Origin of the sequence: Streptomyces sp. NPDC050548, assembly GCF_044457385.1 — a bacterium.
In the GTDB taxonomy this organism is placed as follows: Bacteria; Actinomycetota; Actinomycetes; order Streptomycetales; family Streptomycetaceae; genus Streptomyces.
Genome location: NZ_JBITGV010000012.1, coordinates 316,639 through 333,221, shown reverse-complemented (window position 1 = coordinate 333,221; position 16,583 = coordinate 316,639). Strand labels below are relative to the sequence as shown.

The window sequence follows — 16,583 nt, the reverse complement described above, 5'->3', positions numbered from 1 at the left end:
CCTACCCGTCCCATCCTTCTGGGGCTCCGCCCCAGACCCCGCTCCTCAAACGCCGGAGGGGCTGACTTTCAGCCCGTCCGGCGTTTGAGGACGAGACCGTCCAGGCCGAAGCGGGGGTCTGGGGGCGGCAGCCCCCAGGGACGGGACGGGTAGGGGCGGCGGGGGCGAAGAAATCCGTCCTCAGCCCAGCCTCGACTCCAGCTCCGCCACGATCTCGTTCACGGCGACCGCCGACTGCTCGCCGGACTCCATGTCCTTCAACTGCACGACGCCCTCGGCGAGATCCCGCTCACCGGCGACGATCGTGTAGCGCGCGCCACTGCGGTTGGCGTTCTTCATGGCGCCCTTGAGGCCCTTGGCGCCGTAGGAGAAGTCGGCCGCGATGCCCAGCTTGCGGAGTTCGGTGACCTTGGCGAAGAGGACGCGACGGGCCTCCTCGCCCAGCGGGACCGCGAACACGCTGGTGGACGCGGGGAGTTGGAGTTCGACGCCCTCCGCCTCCAGGGCCAGGACCGTACGGTCGACGCCCAACGCCCAGCCCACGGAGGGCAGCGCGGGGCCGCCGATCATCTCGGAGAGGCCGTCGTAGCGACCGCCGCCGCCCACCGCGGACTGGGAGCCCAGACCGTCGTGGACGAACTCGAAGGTGGTGCGGGTGTAGTAGTCCAGGCCGCGGACCAGCTTCGGGTCGTCCTCAAAACCCACACCCGCCGCCGTGATGAGTTCGCGGACCTCCTCGTGGTACGCCTTGCACGCGTCGCAGAGGTAGTCGCGGAGCAGCGGCGCGTCCGTCAACTGCTTCTGGACGTCCGGGCGTTTGTCGTCGAGGACACGGAGCGGGTTGATGTCCGCGCGGCGCAGAGTCTCCTCGTCGAGGTCCAGGCCCCGGAGGAAGTTCTGCAGCGCCTCCCGGTACACCGGACGGCACTCCTTGTCGCCCAGGCTGTTGAGGAGGATGCGGAAGTTCCTGAGGCCCAGGGAGCGGTACGCCTGGTCCGCCAGGATGATCAACTCGGCGTCCAGCGCCGGGTCCTCGGCACCGATCGCCTCGGCGCCGACCTGGGAGAAGTGGCGGTAACGGCCCTTCTGGGGGCGCTCGTAGCGGTAGTAGGAGCCCGAGTACCAGAGCTTGACGGGGAGGTTGCCCAGCTTGTGCAGGTTGGCCTCAAGTGCCGCGCGCAGTACGGAGGCCGTGCCCTCGGGGCGCAGGGCGAGCTGGTCGCCGCCCTTGGTCTCGAAGGCGTACATCTCCTTGGTCACGATGTCGGTGGACTCGCCGACACCGCGCGCGAACAGCTCGACGTTCTCGAAGCCGGGCGTCTCGATGTAGCCGTAGCCGGAGTTGCGCAGCGGAGCGGCGATGGCCTCGCGCACGGCGAGGTACTTGGCCGACTCCGGCGGAATCAGGTCGTAGGTGCCCTTGGGGGCCTGAAAGGTGCTCACGAAAGTCTCGTCACATTCCTCGTCGGGGAGCGTTCACGTCAGCTCCCTGGCCGGCGGCCACTTCCCGCAGATACGGGTTCGTGGCGCGCTCCTGGCCGATGGTCGTCTGGGGGCCGTGGCCGGACAGCACCACGGTCGAGTCGTCGAGCGGCAGGCACACACGGGCCAGCGAGTCGAGGATCTCGGCGTGGGAGCCGCCGGGCAGGTCGGTGCGTCCGATGGAGCCGGCGAAGAGCAGATCCCCGGAGAAGAACACGGAGGGGATCTCCGTGTTCTCGGGCATCCGAAAGGTCACCGACCCCTTCGTATGGCCCGGCGCGTGCGCGACCGAGAACTCCAGTCCCGCCAGCTCCAGCCGCGCTCCGTCGGTCAGCTCCTTGACCTCGTCGGGCTCCCCCACGGTCAGCTCGCCCATCAGCGGCATCCCGATCGAGCGGCCGAGCGCCTTCTCGGGGTCGCTCATCATGTAGCGGTCCTCGGGGTGGATCCAGGCCGGCACGTCGTGCGCGCCGCACACCGGGACGACCGAGGCCACATGGTCGATGTGGCCATGGGTGAGGACGACCGCGACGGGCTTGAGCCGATGCTTCCTGAGCGCTTCCTCGACTCCCTCGGCGGCCTGATGGCCCGGGTCGATGATCACGCACTCCTCACCGGCGGCGGGGGCGACGAGATAACAGTTCGTCCCCCAGGCCCCGGCGGGGAACCCGGCAATGAGCACGATCGTCCTTCGTTGTGTCGATACGGGTGGGGATAAGGATCCCTGCGTCAGTGGTCAGAGCCTACCGGCGCTGCCGAATCCTCAGCGAACCCATATACGGTACGGGGCACACGCAGGCGGTCGGCTCACAAGACGCACGCGTCCCAGTCGACGTACGAGACGCATGAGGAGAGAATCCGGTGGTCACCCAGGAACAGCGGAAGCGGCAGCTCGCGCGGGAGAAGTTCTTGCGGCAGCAGCAGCGGCGCACGGCCGCTCGGCGCAAGGCGCGGGCGCGCAACTCGGTGATCGCGTCGGTGCTCGGCGTGATCGTGATCGGCAGTGTGCTGCTGTACACGACCGGGGTCATGAAGGACGACAAGAAGTCCAACGCGAGCGCGGACGTGACGCCCAGCGCCTCGGCGACGGCGAGCAAGGCGCCGGACCCGTGCGCGAAGCCGGCCGCGGGCAAGATCAAGACGGCGACCTGGAAGAAGGAGCCGGCGATGACGATCGACACGTCGGCCAAGTACACGATGACGCTGGCGACGACCTGCGGCGACATCGACATCGCGCTGAAGACGAAGGCCGCGCCGCACACGGTGAACTCGTTCGACTTCCTCGCGAGCAAGGGCTTCTTCGACCACACGAAGTGCCACCGGCTCACCACCAACGGCATCTACGTGCTGCAGTGCGGCGACCCGACGGGCGCCGGCAGCGGCGGTCCCGGCTACACGATCCCGGACGAGAACCTGAAGGACACCAGCCTCAAGGGCGGGTCGTACCCGGCGGGCACGGTGGCGATGGCCAACACCGGTCAGAAGCACACCGGCGGCAGCCAGTTCTTCCTCGTGTACAAGGCCAGTCCGCTCCCGGCGAGCTACACCCCGTTCGGTACCATCTCGGCCTCCGGGATGAAGGTTCTGAACAAGATCGCGGCGGCCGGTGAGAGCACGGGGCAGGGCGACGGCGCACCGAACGCGACCGTCGTGATCAACAAGGCGACCGTCACCAAATCCTGACCGTCAACAGCGAAACTTCGGTCGCGCGGGATGCGGACAGGCAACCCGCCGGTCGCCTATGTTGGCCGTGACGAAACTGTGGACGATGCCCGGGGGCACAGAGGCCCTGTGCAGGCATCATGTGGAGGAGGCGCTGTGAGCAGCGACCCGTGGGGACGCGTCGACGAGACGGGGACCGTGTACGTGCGTACGGCCGACGGCGAGCAGGTCGTCGGTTCCTGGCAGGCCGGCTCCCCTGACGAGGCGCTGGCTTACTTCGAACGCAAGTATGAGGGCCTGGTTGTCGAGATCGGCCTCCTCGAAAAGCGCGTGAAGACCACCGACCTGTCGGCGAAGGACGCGCAGGCCGCCGTCGACCATCTGCGCGAGCAGGTCGACGCCCACCACGCGGTCGGCGATCTCGCCGCGCTGCGGGTCCGGCTCGACAAGCTGGTGGAGACCGTCGAGGCGCGCCGCGAGGAGCGCAAGCAGCAGCGCGCCAAGCAGTCCGACGAGGCCCGGCACTCCAAGGAGACGCTGGTCGTCGAGGCGGAGGAGCTGGCGCAGTCCGACCAGTGGCGGGCCGCCGGCGAGCGGCTGCGCGCCCTGGTGGACACCTGGAAGGGTCTGCCGCGACTGGACCGCAAGTCGGACGACGAGCTGTGGCACCGCTTCTCGCACGCCCGGTCGGCCTTCTCCAAGCGCCGCAAGGCGCACTTCGCGTCGCTGGACGCGCAGCGCGAGGAGGCCCGCAAGACCAAGGAGAAGCTGGTCGCCGAGGCCGAGGGTCTGTCGGCCTCGACGGACTGGGGTCCCACGGCCGCGCGGTACCGCGAGCTGATGTCCGACTGGAAGGCGGCGGGCCGCGCCCAGCGCGAGCACGAGGACGATCTGTGGAACCGTTTCCGCGGCGCCCAGGACGTCTTCTTCGCCGCCCGCAGCTCGGTCTTCGCCGAGCGGGACGCCGAGCAGACGGAGAACCTGAAGCTCAAGGAGGAGCTCGCCGAGGAGGCCGAGAAGCTGCTGCCGATCGGCGACCTCAAGGCGGCCCGCGCGGCCTTCCGCTCGATCAACGAGCGCTGGGAGGCCATCGGCCATGTGCCGCGTGACGCCCGCCCGAAGGTCGAGGGCCGGATGCACACGGTCGAGCGGGCCCTCCAGGAGTCCGAGGAGACCGAGTGGCGCCGGACGAACCCGGAGGCACGCGCGCGTGCCGAGGGTCTGACCGGTCAGCTCCAGGCCGCGGTGGACAAGCTCAGGGGCCAGATCGAGCAGGCGCGCTCCCAGGGCAACAACTCCCGCGCCGACAAGCTGGAACGCGAGCTGGAGGGCCGCCAGGCCCTGCTGGACCAGGCGCTGAAGGGCCTCCAGGAGTTCGGCGGCTAGACAGTAAGTCGTAGGCATGGAGAAGGGGCTCCCGTACATCGCGTACGGGAGCCCCTTCTGCGTCCGTTCTACGACTTGTTGCGCGCCGACGTCACGCGGTAGACGTCGTAGACGCCCTCGACGCCTCTGACGGCCTTCAGGACGTGGCCCAGGTGCTTGGGGTCGCCCATCTCGAAGGTGAAGCGGGAGGTGGCGACGCGGTCGCGGGAGGTCTGGACGGCCGCGGAGAGGATGTTGACGTGCTGGTCGGACAGGACGCGGGTGACGTCCGAGAGGAGCCGGGAGCGGTCCAGGGCCTCCACCTGGATGGCGACCAGGAAGACCGAGGACTGGGTGGGCGCCCACTCGACTTCCAGGATGCGCTCGGGTTCGCGGGACAGTGACTCCACGTTGACGCAGTCGCTGCGGTGAACCGATACGCCGCTACCCCGCGTGACGAAACCGATGATGGGGTCGCCGGGGACGGGCGTACAACAGCGGGCCAGTTTGACCCACACGTCGTCGACGCCCTTGACGACGACACCGGGGTCGGCGTTCGTCCGGCGCTTGCGGCCCCGGCCGGTCGTCGGCGGCACGCTCTCGTCGATCTCCTCGGTGGCCGCCTCCTCGCCGCCGAGCGCCTGCACCAGCTTCTGTACGACGTTCTGCGCGGCGACATGGCCCTCGCCGATCGCCGCGTACAGCGAGGAGATGTCCGGGTAGCGCATCTCATGGGCGAGCGTGACCAGGGAGTCGCCGGTCAGGATGCGCTGGATCGGCAGGTTCTGCTTGCGCATCGCGCGGGCGATGGCGTCCTTGCCCTGCTCGATCGCCTCGTCGCGGCGCTCCTTGGAGAACCAGGCTCTGATCTTGTTGCGGGCGCGCGGCGACTTGACGAAGCCGAGCCAGTCGCGGGAGGGGCCCGCGCCGGGTGCCTTGGAGGTGAAGACCTCCACCAAGTCGCCGTTGTCCAGGGTGGATTCGAGCGGTACGAGCCGCCCGTTGACCCGTGCTCCTATGGTCCGGTGGCCGACCTCGGTGTGCACCGCGTACGAGAAGTCCACCGGGGTGGCGCCCGCCGGCAGCGCTATCACGTCGCCCTTGGGCGTGAAGACGAAGACCTCGTTGCGGGACAGGTCGAAGCGCAGGGACTCCAGGAACTCGCCCGGGTCCTCGGTCTCCTTCTGCCAGTCGAGCAACTGGCGCAGCCACGCCATGTCGTTGAGGTGGTCGTCCTTGCCAGTGGTCCTCGGCTGGTCCGAGCGGACCTTGGAGGTGCCGGCGACGGCCTCCTGCTTGTACTTCCAGTGCGCGGCGATGCCGTACTCGGCGCGGCGGTGCATGTCGAAGGTGCGGATCTGGAGCTCGACGGGCTTGCCGTTGGGGCCGATCACGGTCGTGTGCAGCGACTGGTACATGTTGAACTTGGGCATCGCGATGTAGTCCTTGAACCGGCCGGGGACCGGGTTCCATCGCGCGTGCACGGTGCCGAGAGCCGCGTAGCAGTCGCGGACGGTGTCCACGAGGACGCGGATGCCCACCAGGTCGTAGATCTCCGCGAAGTCGCGACCGCGGACGATCATCTTCTGGTAGACGCTGTAGTAGTGCTTCGGGCGGCCGGTGACGGTGGCCTTGATGCGGGCGGCGCGCAGGTCTGTCTGGACCTCGTCGGTCACTATGGCCAGGTACTCGTCACGCTTCGGTGCCCGCTCGGCCACCAGCCGGACGATCTCGTCGTACATCTTGGGGTAGAGGATCGCGAAGGCGAGGTCCTCCAGTTCCCACTTGATGGTGTTCATGCCCAGGCGGTGGGCGAGCGGCGCGTAGATCTCCAGGGTCTCGCGCGCCTTCTTCTCCTGCTTCTCGCGCTTGAGGTAACGCATGGTGCGCATGTTGTGCAGGCGGTCGGCGAGCTTGATGACCAGGACGCGCGGGTCCTTGGCCATCGCGACGACCATCTTGCGCACGGTCTCGGCCTGCGCGGCCTCGCCGAACTTGACCTTGTCCAGCTTGGTGACGCCGTCGACGAGGAGGGCGACGGAGTCGCCGAAGTCGCGGCGGAGCTGGTCGAGGCCGTACTCGGTGTCCTCGACGGTGTCGTGCAGGAGACCCGCCATCAGCGTCGCCGGGTCCATGCCCAGCTCGGCGAGGATCGTGGTGACGGCGAGAGGGTGCGTGATGTAAGGGTCGCCGCTCTTGCGCTTCTGGCCGCGGTGCCAGCGCTCGGCGACCTGGTAGGCGCTCTCCACCTGGCGGAGGGTGGCCGTCTCGATCTTCGGGTCGTTGCTGCGCACTATCCGCAGCAGGGGCTCCAGGACCGGGTTGTACGGGTTGGAGCGCTGCACGCCGAGGCGGGCCAGGCGGGCGCGGACACGGTTGGAGGAGCCGCCGCCGGTACGGGCGGGCTGACCGGCCGTGGGCCGGGGCGCGGGGGCCGCCGCCGGGCGCTCGGGCTGGTCGGGCTTGGGGCGCGAGGGCTCGGCCGCCTTGTCGGCGGGCGCCGTCTGAGCGTGCTCCGCCGTTCCACGCGGTTGACTCTGCGCGGTCGTCGCGCTGGGCGCGGGCTCCGCCGCGGGGCCCGGGGTGGGCTCGGGCTTGGCGGCGGTCAGGGGCTGGGCCTCGTCTGCCAAGAGGACTCCTCGTGCGCGATCCGGGTCCCCCGGTCAGGCTCCGGAGTGCCCATGGTAGCGATCCCGGGCTCGGGGATCGCCTTCAGGCCGATGTGAGGGCCGTCTACCCGTGAAACGCGGGGGGCTGCCGCCGGCATTCCGGAAGGCTGCTCTGCGGTGTCCTGGGGTTGTTCTGTGGGTGTGAGCGAGGTTGCGCGGATGGGCCGTGGGGTCTGTAGTCCGTTGGCGAGTGCGGCCTCGTCGTGGCTCGTCGCGCCCACGCGGCGGAGCCGCATATAGACACAGCCCCACGCCCCTTGGGGAGTGGCACCGAGGCCCCTTACATCGCAACGGCCGTCCCCCTGGTCCAGGGACGGCCGTTGCGTCACGCGTTCACGTCAGACTACGAGCAGTGCCTCCAGCAGCGCCCCGTCCAGGGCCGGCTCCAGGCGGGTGCGGCCCGCGAGGAAGCCGAGTTCCATCAGGACCGCGAGGCCGGCGACCTCCGCGCCCGCCCGGCGGATCAGCTGGATCGCGGCCTCGGCCGTGCCTCCCGTGGCCAGGACGTCGTCCACGATGAGGATGCGGTCCTCGGCCGACAGGTCCTCCGCGTGCACCTCGATCTCGGCGGATCCGTACTCCAGGTCGTACGCCTGGCTGAGGGTCGCTCCGGGGAGCTTGCCCGCCTTGCGTACGGGGATGAAGCCGACGCCCGCGCGGACCGCCACCGGAGCACCGAGGATGAAGCCGCGGGCCTCCAGGCCGACGACCTTGGTGGCGCCGGTGCGCTCGACGACCTCGGCGAGCGCGTCCGTGAGGGCCGTGAACGCGGCCGGGTCCGCCAGGAGCGGGGTGATGTCCTTGAACACCACCCCCGGCTCCGGGTGGTCGGCCACATCGCGGATACGGCTGAGCAGCAGCTCCTGGACGCCGGTCATCGGCGCTTCCCCGAGGGGCGGCCACGGCCGCGGTTGCGGGACGCCGGCTGCGTGCGCGGTCCTACGACCGCTGCCGCGTCCTCGTCGTCGAAGTCGTCGTCCGCGTGGTCGGTGACCTCGGGCTCGACCGGCTCGCCCTGGGCGGCGGCCTGGGCCCGCTTGGCGAGGACGCGCTTCTTGAGCGCCTTCATCTGCGGCTCGGCCTCCTTGAGGTCGGCGACGAGCGGCGTGGCGATGAAGATCGAGGAGTACGCACCGGCCGCGAGGCCGACGAACAGCGACAGCGAGATGTCGTTGAGGACACCCGCGCCGAGGAATCCGCCACCGATGAACAGCAGGGCCGCGACCGGCAGCAGCGCGACGACCGTGGTGTTGATGGAACGCACCAGGGTGCCGTTGATCGAGCGGTTGGCGATGTCGCTGTAGGTCCAGCGGGTCTGCTTGGTGATGTCCTTGGTCTGCTCCTTGAGGCTGTCGAAGACGACGACCGTGTCGTAGAGCGAGTAACCGAGGATGGTCAGCAGACCGATCACCGTGCCGGGCGTGACCTCGAAGCCGACGAGGGCGTAGATGCCGATGGTGATGGTGATGTCGTGGATCAGGGCGACGAGCGCGGCCAGGGCCATGCGCCACTCGAAGGCGATCGCCAGGTAGATCACGACCAGCACCATGAAGATCGCCAGGCCCTCCCAGGCCTTGTTGGCGATCTGGTCACCCCAGCTGGGGCCGACCAGGTCCGCGGCGATGCTCTCGGAGCTGACGTTCAGGTCCTTCGACAGCTGCTTCTTGATGCTGTCGGACTTGTCCGTGTCGATGCCGGCGATCTGGATGCGCAGGCTTCCGTCGCCGAGCTTCTGGACGACCGCGTCGTGGCCGGAGGCGTCCTCGGCGTACTTCTCCGCCTGGCTCACCGAGGCGCTCATGTGCTTCGGCGTGGTGAAGGCGGCACCGCCCTGGAACTCGATGCCCATGTTCAGGCCGCGCACCGTCAGCCCGAGGATGGCCGTGATGGTGATCAGGATCGAGATGCCGTACCAGATCTTGCGATTGCCGACGAAGTCGTACCCGACCTCGCCACGGTGCAGTCGGGCGCCGAGGTTGCCGAGCTTCGACATCTCACGCCTCCTTCGGGTCGACGGGGGCGGAGGGGCGGCGGGTGCGGCGCAGGGGCGCCTTGGCGCCGAGGGCCTTCGGGTCGAGGCCGGAGTACTTGTGGCCGTTCGCGAAGAACTTCCGGCGGGCGAGGATCGTCATCAGCGGCTTGGTGAAGAGGAAGACCACGACGACGTCGAGCACGGTGGTCAGACCGAGCGTGAACGCGAAGCCCTGGACCTTGCCGACGGTGACGATGAACAGCACCGCGGCGGCGAGGAACGACACGAAGTCGGAGACCAGGATGGTGCGCCGGGCGCGCGGCCAGGCCCGCTCGACGGCGGGGCGCAGCGAGCGGCCCTCGCGGATCTCGTCCCGGATGCGTTCGAAGAACACGATGAACGAGTCCGCGGTGATACCGATCGCGACGATCGCTCCGCAGACGGCCGGCAGGTTCAGCGCGAAGCCGATGCCCGGGCCGAGCAGCGCCATGATCACGTAGGTGAGGATCGCGGAGACCAGCAGCGAGGGGATCGCGATGACCGACAGACCGCGGTAGAAGATCAGCAGGTAGATGACGACCAGCGCGAGGCCGATCGCGCCCGCGATCAGACCGGCGTGCAGCTGTTCACCGCCGAGCGCCGCGGTCACCGTGGTGACGCTGTCCGTCTTGAAGGTCAGCGGCAGGGCGCCGTACGACAGCATGTTGGCGAGGCTCTGGGCCTCTTCCTGGGTGAAGCTGCCGGAGATCTCCGCGCTGCCGCCGGTGATCGACGAGCTGACGGAGGGGCTGGAGACGACCTGGCCGTCGAGGACGATGCCGAACTCGTTCTGCGGGGCGGTGTTCTTCGCCAGTTCGCCGGTGACCTTGGCGAACTTGTCGCCACCCTTGCCGGTGAAGTCCATGGTGACCTGCCAGCCGGCGGCGGTCGTCGTGTTGTAGACGGCCGAGGCCTTCTTGACGTCCGTGCCGTCGACGGCGGCGGGACCGAGCAGGTACTTGTACCAGATGCCGGAGACCTTGCCGCAGGCCACGGCCGCGTCGGTGGCCTTGGCGCCCCGGCCCGCGGTGGTCTGGACCGACTTCTTGGAGCAGTCCAGCGCGGTGTACTGGGCCTCCAGCTTGGCGGCCGCCGCGCTGGCGGCGCTGCTGCTGGACGCCGACGGGGAGGCGCTGGCCGAAGCGGAGGCCGAGGCACTCGCGCTCGCGGACGGGGTGGAGTCGGCCTTCAGGGCGTCACTGGCGGCACGTCCCTGCGAGGTGGCGGAGGCCGACGGGGTCGCGGAGGCGGTCTTGGACGAGGAGGCCGTCGTCTTGGGGCTGGCCGAGCTCGACGGGCTGCTGGAAGCACTGCCGGACGCGCTCGCGGACGGGGTCGCCGTGGCGCCGACCGACGCCTCCGTGGCCAGGACCGGGCGGAAGTACAGCTTGGCCGTGGTACCGACCTGCTGGCGCGCCTGCTCCGAGTTCGTGCCCTTGGGGATGTTGACGATGATGTTCCTGGTGCCCTGCGTCTGGACCTCGGCCTCCGAGACGCCAAGACCATTGACACGGCGGTTCATGATGTCGACCGCGGTGTCCATGTTGGCCTTGTTGATCGCGGACTCCTGGCCCTTCTCCGGGACGGCCCGGAGGGTGATGCTCGTGCCGCCGGCCAGGTCGATGCCGAGACGCGGAGTGGTGTGCCCGGATGCGAACATGCCACCGGTGAGCGCCACGATGGCGATCAGGATGAGGGCCAGCGAGCGCCCTGGCTTGCTCTGGGCGCTCGCGTTACGGCCCCTCTTAGGTGCTGCCACCTTCTCGTACTCCCTCTCGGGCCGCTCCGCGCCGGGTCAGCGCGCCTGCGGCCATGACATGGTGTCGGGATCCCGTGCGAGCGACGCACGTACCCGGGGTGCGCGGGGCGCGAGCGGATCGCGCCGCGCTCCCGGGACGTGACTACTTCGCGTCGGAGTCGCCGTCGGTCTTCTTCGGCTCTTCGTCCGTCTTCGCCTCTGCGGCCTCGGCCGGCTCCTCGGTGGCGTCGGCCGGCTCGTCGGCCACGTCCTTCTTGCCGAGGTCGATGGGCTTGTCGTCGGAAGAGTCGGCGGCGGGCTCGTCGGTCTCGGTGAGGGAGGAAGCGTCGTCCGGGACGACGTCGGCGTCGTCCTTCAGGTCGTGCTCGATGCCGTGGACGATGCGGTTGTACTCGTCGTCGGTGAGGACGGCGCCGATCGCGTTCTTCGCGAAGAGGAGCTCGACACCGGGGCCGGCGTCGAGGAGAACCGTCTCCTCGTTGACCTCCTTGACCGTCGCGTACACGCCCCCGATCGTGCGGACGCCGGTGCCGGGCTGCATGTCATTACGCATCGACGCGGCCGCCTGCTGCTTGCGCTTGGCAGAGCGGGTCATCAGGAACATGGCCCCGATGAGCACGATGAACGGGAGGAGGGTCACGATATTCACGGGACGGAATTTCCTTCGCACGACCGCGGCGGTGAGCGGCCTGGTGGATGGGGGTGGTCGGCGCCGCCCACAAAGGCGGCATCGGCGGAGTCTAAGCGAGTCCACGCTGATGGAACAACGCACAGCATGGCACCGGGGTTCCTGACCCGGCCAGTGCCCCCGCCGTCACGCCCCGAACAGGTCCCCTTGTCCGTTTCCCCCGGTTGACGAGCGGGGCGGGGTGAGGCCGAGATGGGCCCACGCGGCGGGGGTGGCGACGCGTCCCCGGGGGGTGCGGGCCAGCAGGCCCTCGCGGACGAGGAAGGGTTCGGCGACCTCTTCGACGGTCTCGCGCTCCTCCCCCACGGCGACCGCGAGCGTGGAGAGGCCGACCGGTCCGCCGCCGAACAGCTTCAGCAGGGCTTCGAGCACACCGCGGTCGAGCCGGTCGAGACCGCGGCCGTCGACCTCGTACACCTTGAGGGCCGCCCCCGCGATGTCCCGGGTGATGAAGCCGTCGGCCTTGACCTGCGCGTAGTCCCGGACGCGGCGCAGCAGCCGGTTGGCGATACGGGGGGTGCCGCGGGAGCGGCCGGCGATCTCGGCGGCGCCGGCCGGGTCGATCTCCACGTCGAGAAGGTTCGCCGAGCGGTGGATGACGCGCTCCAGCTCGGCGGGTTCGTAGAACTCCATGTGCGCGGTGAAGCCGAAGCGGTCGCGCAGCGGGGGCGGCAGCAGTCCCGCGCGCGTGGTGGCGCCGACCAGGGTGAACGGTGGCAGTTCGAGCGGGATCGCGGTGGCGCCGGGGCCCTTGCCGACGATGACGTCGACGCGGAAGTCCTCCATCGCCATGTAGAGCATCTCTTCGGCGGGCCTGGACATGCGGTGGATCTCGTCGAGGAAGAGGACCTCGCCCTCCTGGAGGGAGGACAGGATCGCGGCGAGGTCGCCGGCGTGCTGGATGGCGGGGCCGCTGGTGATGCGGATGGGGGCGCCCATCTCGGCCGCGATGATCATCGAGAGGGTGGTCTTGCCGAGGCCGGGGGCGCCGGAGAGCAGCACGTGGTCGGCGGTGGCGCCACGCGCGCGTGCGGCGCGCAGGACCAGGTCGAGCTGTTCGCGGACCTTCTCCTGGCCGATGAACTCGCCCAGGTCCTTGGGGCGCAGGGCGGCCTCGACGGCCTGGTCCTCGCGGTCGGCGACCGAGCCCACCAGCCGCTCGGCGGCGGTCTCGTCGGTCGTGTCGTCCCAGTTCACTGACGTCTCCTAGCGGGCGCGGTTCAGAGTCTGCAGGGCGGCCTTGAGCAACTGCCCCACCTGCGGCGCCCCTTGAGCGGCCTCGGCCTGCGGTGCCACGGCGGCCACGGCCTCGTCGGCCTCGCGGGTGGCGTACCCGAGGCCGATGAGCGCGGCGTGCAGCTGGTCGCGCCAGCCGCTGGTGACCGGGGCGCCGATCGCCGGGGCGTTGCCCACGGGTGCGCCGAGCCGGTCCTTGAACTCAAGGAGCAGCTTCTGCGCGCCCTTCTTGCCGATGCCCGGCACGGCCATCAGCGCCTTCTCGTCACCGGAGGCGACCGCCCGGCGCAGCGCGTCCGGGGTGTGCACGGCCAGCATCGCCTGTGCGAGCCGGGGTCCGACACCGGTCGCGGTCTGCAGCAGCTCGAAGATCTGGCGTTCGTCGTCGTCCACGAAGCCGTACAGGGTGAGCGAGTCCTCGCGGACGACGAGGGAGGTGGCGAGCTTGGCGGGCTTGCCGAGGCGGAGCGTGGAGAGCGTGTTCGGGGTGCACTGGATCGCCATGCCGACCCCGCCGACCTCGACCACCGCGGCGTCGGGAGCGAGTGCGGCGACCGTGCCACTGACGAAGGCGATCATGCGGTACGGCCTTTCGATGCGTTCGGGGTCTTGGCTGCGTGCAGGGCGACGGCCTGCTGAAGTCGGTTCTGGGCGACCGCCTGTTGGAGGCGGTGCTGCGCGGGCGCCCGCCAGATGTGGCAGATCGCGAGCGCGAGGGCGTCGGCCGCGTCGGCGGGCTTGGGGGGCGCGTCGAGCCGGAGCAGGCGGGTCACCATGGCGCCGACCTGCGCCTTGTCGGCGCGTCCACTGCCGGTGACGGCGGCCTTGACCTCGCTCGGGGTGTGCAGGGCGACGGGGATGCCTCTGCGGGCGGCGCACAGCATCGCTACGGCGCTGGCCTGGGCGGTGCCCATCACCGTGCGGACGTTGTACTGGCTGAACACCCGCTCCACGGCGACGAATTCGGGCCGGTGCTCGTCGAGCCACGCTTCGATGCCCTGCTCGATGGCGACCAGCCGCAGCCCCAACTCGGCGTCCGCCGGGGTCCGTACGACACCGACGCCGACCATGGTGAGCGGCCGGCCCGCGACGCCTTCGACGACACCGACACCGCAGCGGGTCAGTCCGGGGTCCACCCCGAGTACGCGCACGAGCCCTCCCTTCGATCGCCTGTTTGTGCAGGCTAGCGGGTCCCACTGACAAAGCGACGGGCCGACGGGTGTGTCCCGTCGGCCCGTTGAGCCTCTTGGTCGGCCCAGCTCGCGGCAGCGCTACGCGTCGACCTTCTCCATGACCTCGTCGCTGACGTCGAAGTTGGCGAAGACGTTCTGCACGTCGTCGCTGTCCTCCAGGGCGTCGATCAGCTTGAAGATCTTGCGGGCGCCCTCTTCGTCGAGCTCGACCTGCATGGTCGGGACGAAGTTGGCGTCGGCGGAGTCGTAGTCGATGCCGGCTTCCTGGAGCGCGGTGCGGACCGCTACCAGGTCGGTGGCCTCGGAGATGACCTCGAAGGACTCACCGAGGTCGTTGACCTCCTCGGCGCCCGCGTCGAGCACGGCACCCAGGACGTCGTCCTCGGTCAGCTCGCCCTTGGGGACGACGACGACGCCCTTGCGGTTGAAGAGGTACGAGACGGAGCCGGGGTCGGCCATGTTCCCGCCGTTGCGGGTCATGGCGACGCGGACGTCCGAGGCGGCGCGGTTGCGGTTGTCGGTGAGGCACTCGATGAGCACCGCGACACCGTTGGGGCCGTAACCCTCGTACATGATCGTCTCGTAGTCGGCGCCACCGGCTTCGAGACCGGCGCCGCGCTTGACGGCGGAGTCGATGTTCTTGTTCGGGACCGAGCTCTTCTTGGCCTTCTGGATGGCGTCGAACAGCGTCGGGTTGCCGGACACATCGGCACCACCGGTACGGGCCGCGACCTCGATGTTCTTGATCATCTTCGCGAAGAGCTTGCCGCGCTTGGCGTCGATCACGGCCTTCTTGTGCTTCGTCGTAGCCCATTTAGAGTGGCCGGACATCTGCCTGTCTCCTTCGCGTAACCCAACTCTTTACGAACCCCAGAGATCCTACTAGGACCCCGGAGCCAGGTTCGCGCGCACCATGTCGACGAACAGGGAGTGCACGCGGTGGTCGCCGGTCAGTTCCGGGTGGAACGACGTGGCGAGCGCGTTGCCCTGGCGGACCGCGACGATGTGGCCCTCGTGTTCGGCGAGGACCTCGGTCTCGGCGCCGACGGACTCGACCCAGGGGGCGCGGATGAAGACGCCCTCCACAGGATCGCCCTCAATCCCCTGGACGTCGACAGCTGCTTCGAAGGACTCGTTCTGACGTCCGAAGGCGTTGCGGCGCACGATCATGTCGATACCGCCGATCGTCTCCTGGCCCGAGCGCGGGTCGAGGATCTTGTCGGCGAGCATGATCAGTCCGGCGCAGGTGCCGTAGACGGGCATACCGGCACGCACGCGTGCGCGCAGGGGCTCCATCAGTCCGAAGAGGACGGCCAGCTTGGAGATGGTGGTCGACTCACCCCCGGGGATGACGAGGGCGTCCACCTCGGCGAGTTCCTCGGGGCGCCTGACCTGCCTGGCCACGGCGTCGGCCGCGGCCAGGGCGATCAGGTGCTCCCGTACGTCGCCCTGGAGTGCGAGCACTCCGACTACGGGAGTGGTCATCACCAGCCCCGGTTCGCGTAACGCTCGGCCTCGGGGAGGGTGTCGCAGTTGATGCCGACCATGGCCTCGCCCAGGTTGCGGGAGGCGTCCGCGATGATCTTCGGGTCGTCGTAGAACGTGGTGGCCTTCACGATGGCGGCGGCGCGCTTGGCCGGGTCGCCGGACTTGAAGATGCCGGAGCCGACGAAGACGCCCTCGGCGCCGAGCTGGCGCATCAGGGCGGCGTCGGCAGGGGTGGCGACGCCACCGGCGGAGAACAGCACGACCGGGAGCTTGCCCAGTTCGGCGACCTCGCGGACCAGCTCGTACGGGGCGCGCAGGTCCTTGGCGGCGGCGTACAGCTCGTTGTTGTCGAAGCCGCGCAGGCGGGCGATCTCGTTCTTGATCTGGCGCAGGTGACGGACCGCCTCGACGACGTTGCCGGTGCCGGCCTCGCCCTTGGAGCGGATCATCGCGGCGCCCTCGGCGATGCGGCGCAGGGCCTCGCCCAGGTTGGTGGCACCGCAGACGAAGGGGGTGGTGAAGGCGAACTTGTCGCTGTGGTTGACCTCGTCGGCCGGGGTGAGGACCTCGGACTCGTCGATGTAGTCGACGCCGAGGGACTGCAGGACCTGGGCCTCGACGAAGTGGCCGATGCGGGACTTGGCCATGACCGGGATGGAGACCGCCTCGATGATCTCCTCGATCATGTTCGGGTCGGACATCCGGGCCACGCCGCCGTCCTTGCGGATGTCGGCGGGGACCCGCTCCAGGGCCATGACGGCCACGGCACCGGCGTCCTCCGCGATCTTCGCCTGCTCGGCGTTGACCACGTCCATGATCACACCGCCCTTGAGCTGCTCGGCCATCCCGCGCTTCACGCGCGCGGTGCCGGTCTCGGGAGTCTGGGCGGAGCTGGGGATGCTGGACACGGGGTGACCTCACTGGGTGAAAGAGGGCTGCTGCACCATTGAGGAAACGCGAGAGATGCAGGCCACAGCAAGGGCCAATGGGTAGCCGGTGGATCGTTTTCGAACGGCGGTGCCCCCGCGAG

General features: G+C 69.5%; 15 protein-coding genes. 2 read left to right on the top strand and 13 right to left on the bottom strand.

Annotation, left to right across the window (positions count from 1 at the left end; all coding sequences use genetic code 11):
• Nucleotides 1-180: 180 nt before the first annotated feature.
• Both hisS and ACIBJH_RS31085 read right to left on the bottom strand, forming a co-directional pair.
• Entirely contained in the window at nt 181-1,443 is a 1,263-nt protein-coding gene (hisS, locus tag ACIBJH_RS31090; RefSeq protein WP_399120190.1) for a histidine--tRNA ligase, read from the bottom strand.
• Between the two features lie 10 nt (nt 1,444-1,453).
• Nucleotides 1,454-2,164 (bottom strand): MBL fold metallo-hydrolase, encoded by a 711-nt coding sequence (locus tag ACIBJH_RS31085; protein ID WP_399120189.1) that lies wholly within the window; start codon nt 2,162-2,164, stop codon nt 1,454-1,456.
• 179 nt (nt 2,165-2,343) lie between these two features.
• Between ACIBJH_RS31085 and ACIBJH_RS31080 the strand changes: the two genes are divergently transcribed.
• Entirely contained in the window at nt 2,344-3,165 is an 822-nt protein-coding gene (locus ACIBJH_RS31080; protein WP_399120188.1) for a peptidylprolyl isomerase, read from the top strand.
• A gap of 135 nt (nt 3,166-3,300) precedes the next feature.
• The gene (locus ACIBJH_RS31075) at nt 3,301-4,530 is read left to right on the top strand and encodes a DUF349 domain-containing protein (RefSeq protein WP_399120186.1); all 1,230 of its coding nucleotides are present in this window, start codon (nt 3,301-3,303) and stop codon (nt 4,528-4,530) included.
• A 68-nt stretch (nt 4,531-4,598) separates the two neighbouring features.
• Here ACIBJH_RS31075 and ACIBJH_RS31070 read toward each other — a convergent pair whose 3' ends face one another.
• From ACIBJH_RS31070 to pdxS, 11 genes are all read right to left on the bottom strand, one after another.
• On the bottom strand, nt 4,599-7,139 hold the full coding sequence (locus ACIBJH_RS31070) for a RelA/SpoT family protein (protein WP_399120185.1): 2,541 nt from the start codon (nt 7,137-7,139) through the stop codon (nt 4,599-4,601).
• A 377-nt stretch (nt 7,140-7,516) separates the two neighbouring features.
• Nucleotides 7,517-8,056: an adenine phosphoribosyltransferase gene (locus ACIBJH_RS31065; RefSeq protein ID WP_399120184.1), complete on the bottom strand. Its 540-nt coding sequence runs from the start codon at nt 8,054-8,056 to the stop codon at nt 7,517-7,519.
• Entirely contained in the window at nt 8,053-9,171 is a 1,119-nt protein-coding gene (secF, locus tag ACIBJH_RS31060) for a protein translocase subunit SecF (RefSeq protein ID WP_399120183.1), read from the bottom strand. Before secF ends, ACIBJH_RS31065 begins: the two co-directional genes overlap by 4 nt.
• A 1-nt stretch (nt 9,172) precedes the next feature.
• Nucleotides 9,173-10,948: a protein translocase subunit SecD gene (gene secD / locus ACIBJH_RS31055; protein WP_399120182.1), complete on the bottom strand. Its 1,776-nt coding sequence runs from the start codon at nt 10,946-10,948 to the stop codon at nt 9,173-9,175.
• Between the two features lie 142 nt (nt 10,949-11,090).
• Nucleotides 11,091-11,597, bottom strand: coding sequence for a preprotein translocase subunit YajC (gene yajC / locus ACIBJH_RS31050; RefSeq protein ID WP_399120180.1), 507 nt, complete (start codon nt 11,595-11,597; stop codon nt 11,091-11,093).
• 165 nt (nt 11,598-11,762) lie between these two features.
• Nucleotides 11,763-12,833 (bottom strand): Holliday junction branch migration DNA helicase RuvB, encoded by a 1,071-nt coding sequence (gene ruvB, locus ACIBJH_RS31045; protein WP_093624529.1) that lies wholly within the window; start codon nt 12,831-12,833, stop codon nt 11,763-11,765.
• A 9-nt stretch (nt 12,834-12,842) separates the two neighbouring features.
• Nucleotides 12,843-13,451 (bottom strand): Holliday junction branch migration protein RuvA, encoded by a 609-nt coding sequence (gene ruvA / locus ACIBJH_RS31040; protein WP_399120178.1) that lies wholly within the window; start codon nt 13,449-13,451, stop codon nt 12,843-12,845.
• On the bottom strand, nt 13,448-14,023 hold the full coding sequence (ruvC, locus tag ACIBJH_RS31035) for a crossover junction endodeoxyribonuclease RuvC (protein WP_399120177.1): 576 nt from the start codon (nt 14,021-14,023) through the stop codon (nt 13,448-13,450). Before ruvC ends, ruvA begins: the two co-directional genes overlap by 4 nt.
• Nucleotides 14,024-14,143: 120 nt before the next feature.
• Nucleotides 14,144-14,896: a YebC/PmpR family DNA-binding transcriptional regulator gene (locus tag ACIBJH_RS31030; protein WP_399120175.1), complete on the bottom strand. Its 753-nt coding sequence runs from the start codon at nt 14,894-14,896 to the stop codon at nt 14,144-14,146.
• A gap of 51 nt (nt 14,897-14,947) precedes the next feature.
• Nucleotides 14,948-15,550: a pyridoxal 5'-phosphate synthase glutaminase subunit PdxT gene (gene pdxT, locus ACIBJH_RS31025; protein ID WP_399120174.1), complete on the bottom strand. Its 603-nt coding sequence runs from the start codon at nt 15,548-15,550 to the stop codon at nt 14,948-14,950.
• Nucleotides 15,550-16,461, bottom strand: coding sequence for a pyridoxal 5'-phosphate synthase lyase subunit PdxS (gene pdxS, locus ACIBJH_RS31020; protein WP_399120172.1), 912 nt, complete (start codon nt 16,459-16,461; stop codon nt 15,550-15,552). Before pdxS ends, pdxT begins: the two co-directional genes overlap by 1 nt.
• Nucleotides 16,462-16,583 lie beyond the last annotated feature (122 nt).

Coding starts and splice junctions, on each gene's coding strand:
- ACIBJH_RS31065 (WP_399120184.1), bottom strand. CDS start 8,056: ATGACCGGCGTCCAGGAGCTGCTGCTCAGCCGTATCCGCGATGTGGCC.
- secF (WP_399120183.1), bottom strand. CDS start 9,171: ATGTCGAAGCTCGGCAACCTCGGCGCCCGACTGCACCGTGGCGAGGTC.
- ruvA (WP_399120178.1), bottom strand. CDS start 13,451: ATGATCGCCTTCGTCAGTGGCACGGTCGCCGCACTCGCTCCCGACGCC.
- ACIBJH_RS31030 (WP_399120175.1), bottom strand. CDS start 14,896: ATGTCCGGCCACTCTAAATGGGCTACGACGAAGCACAAGAAGGCCGTG.
- pdxT (WP_399120174.1), bottom strand. CDS start 15,550: ATGACCACTCCCGTAGTCGGAGTGCTCGCACTCCAGGGCGACGTACGG.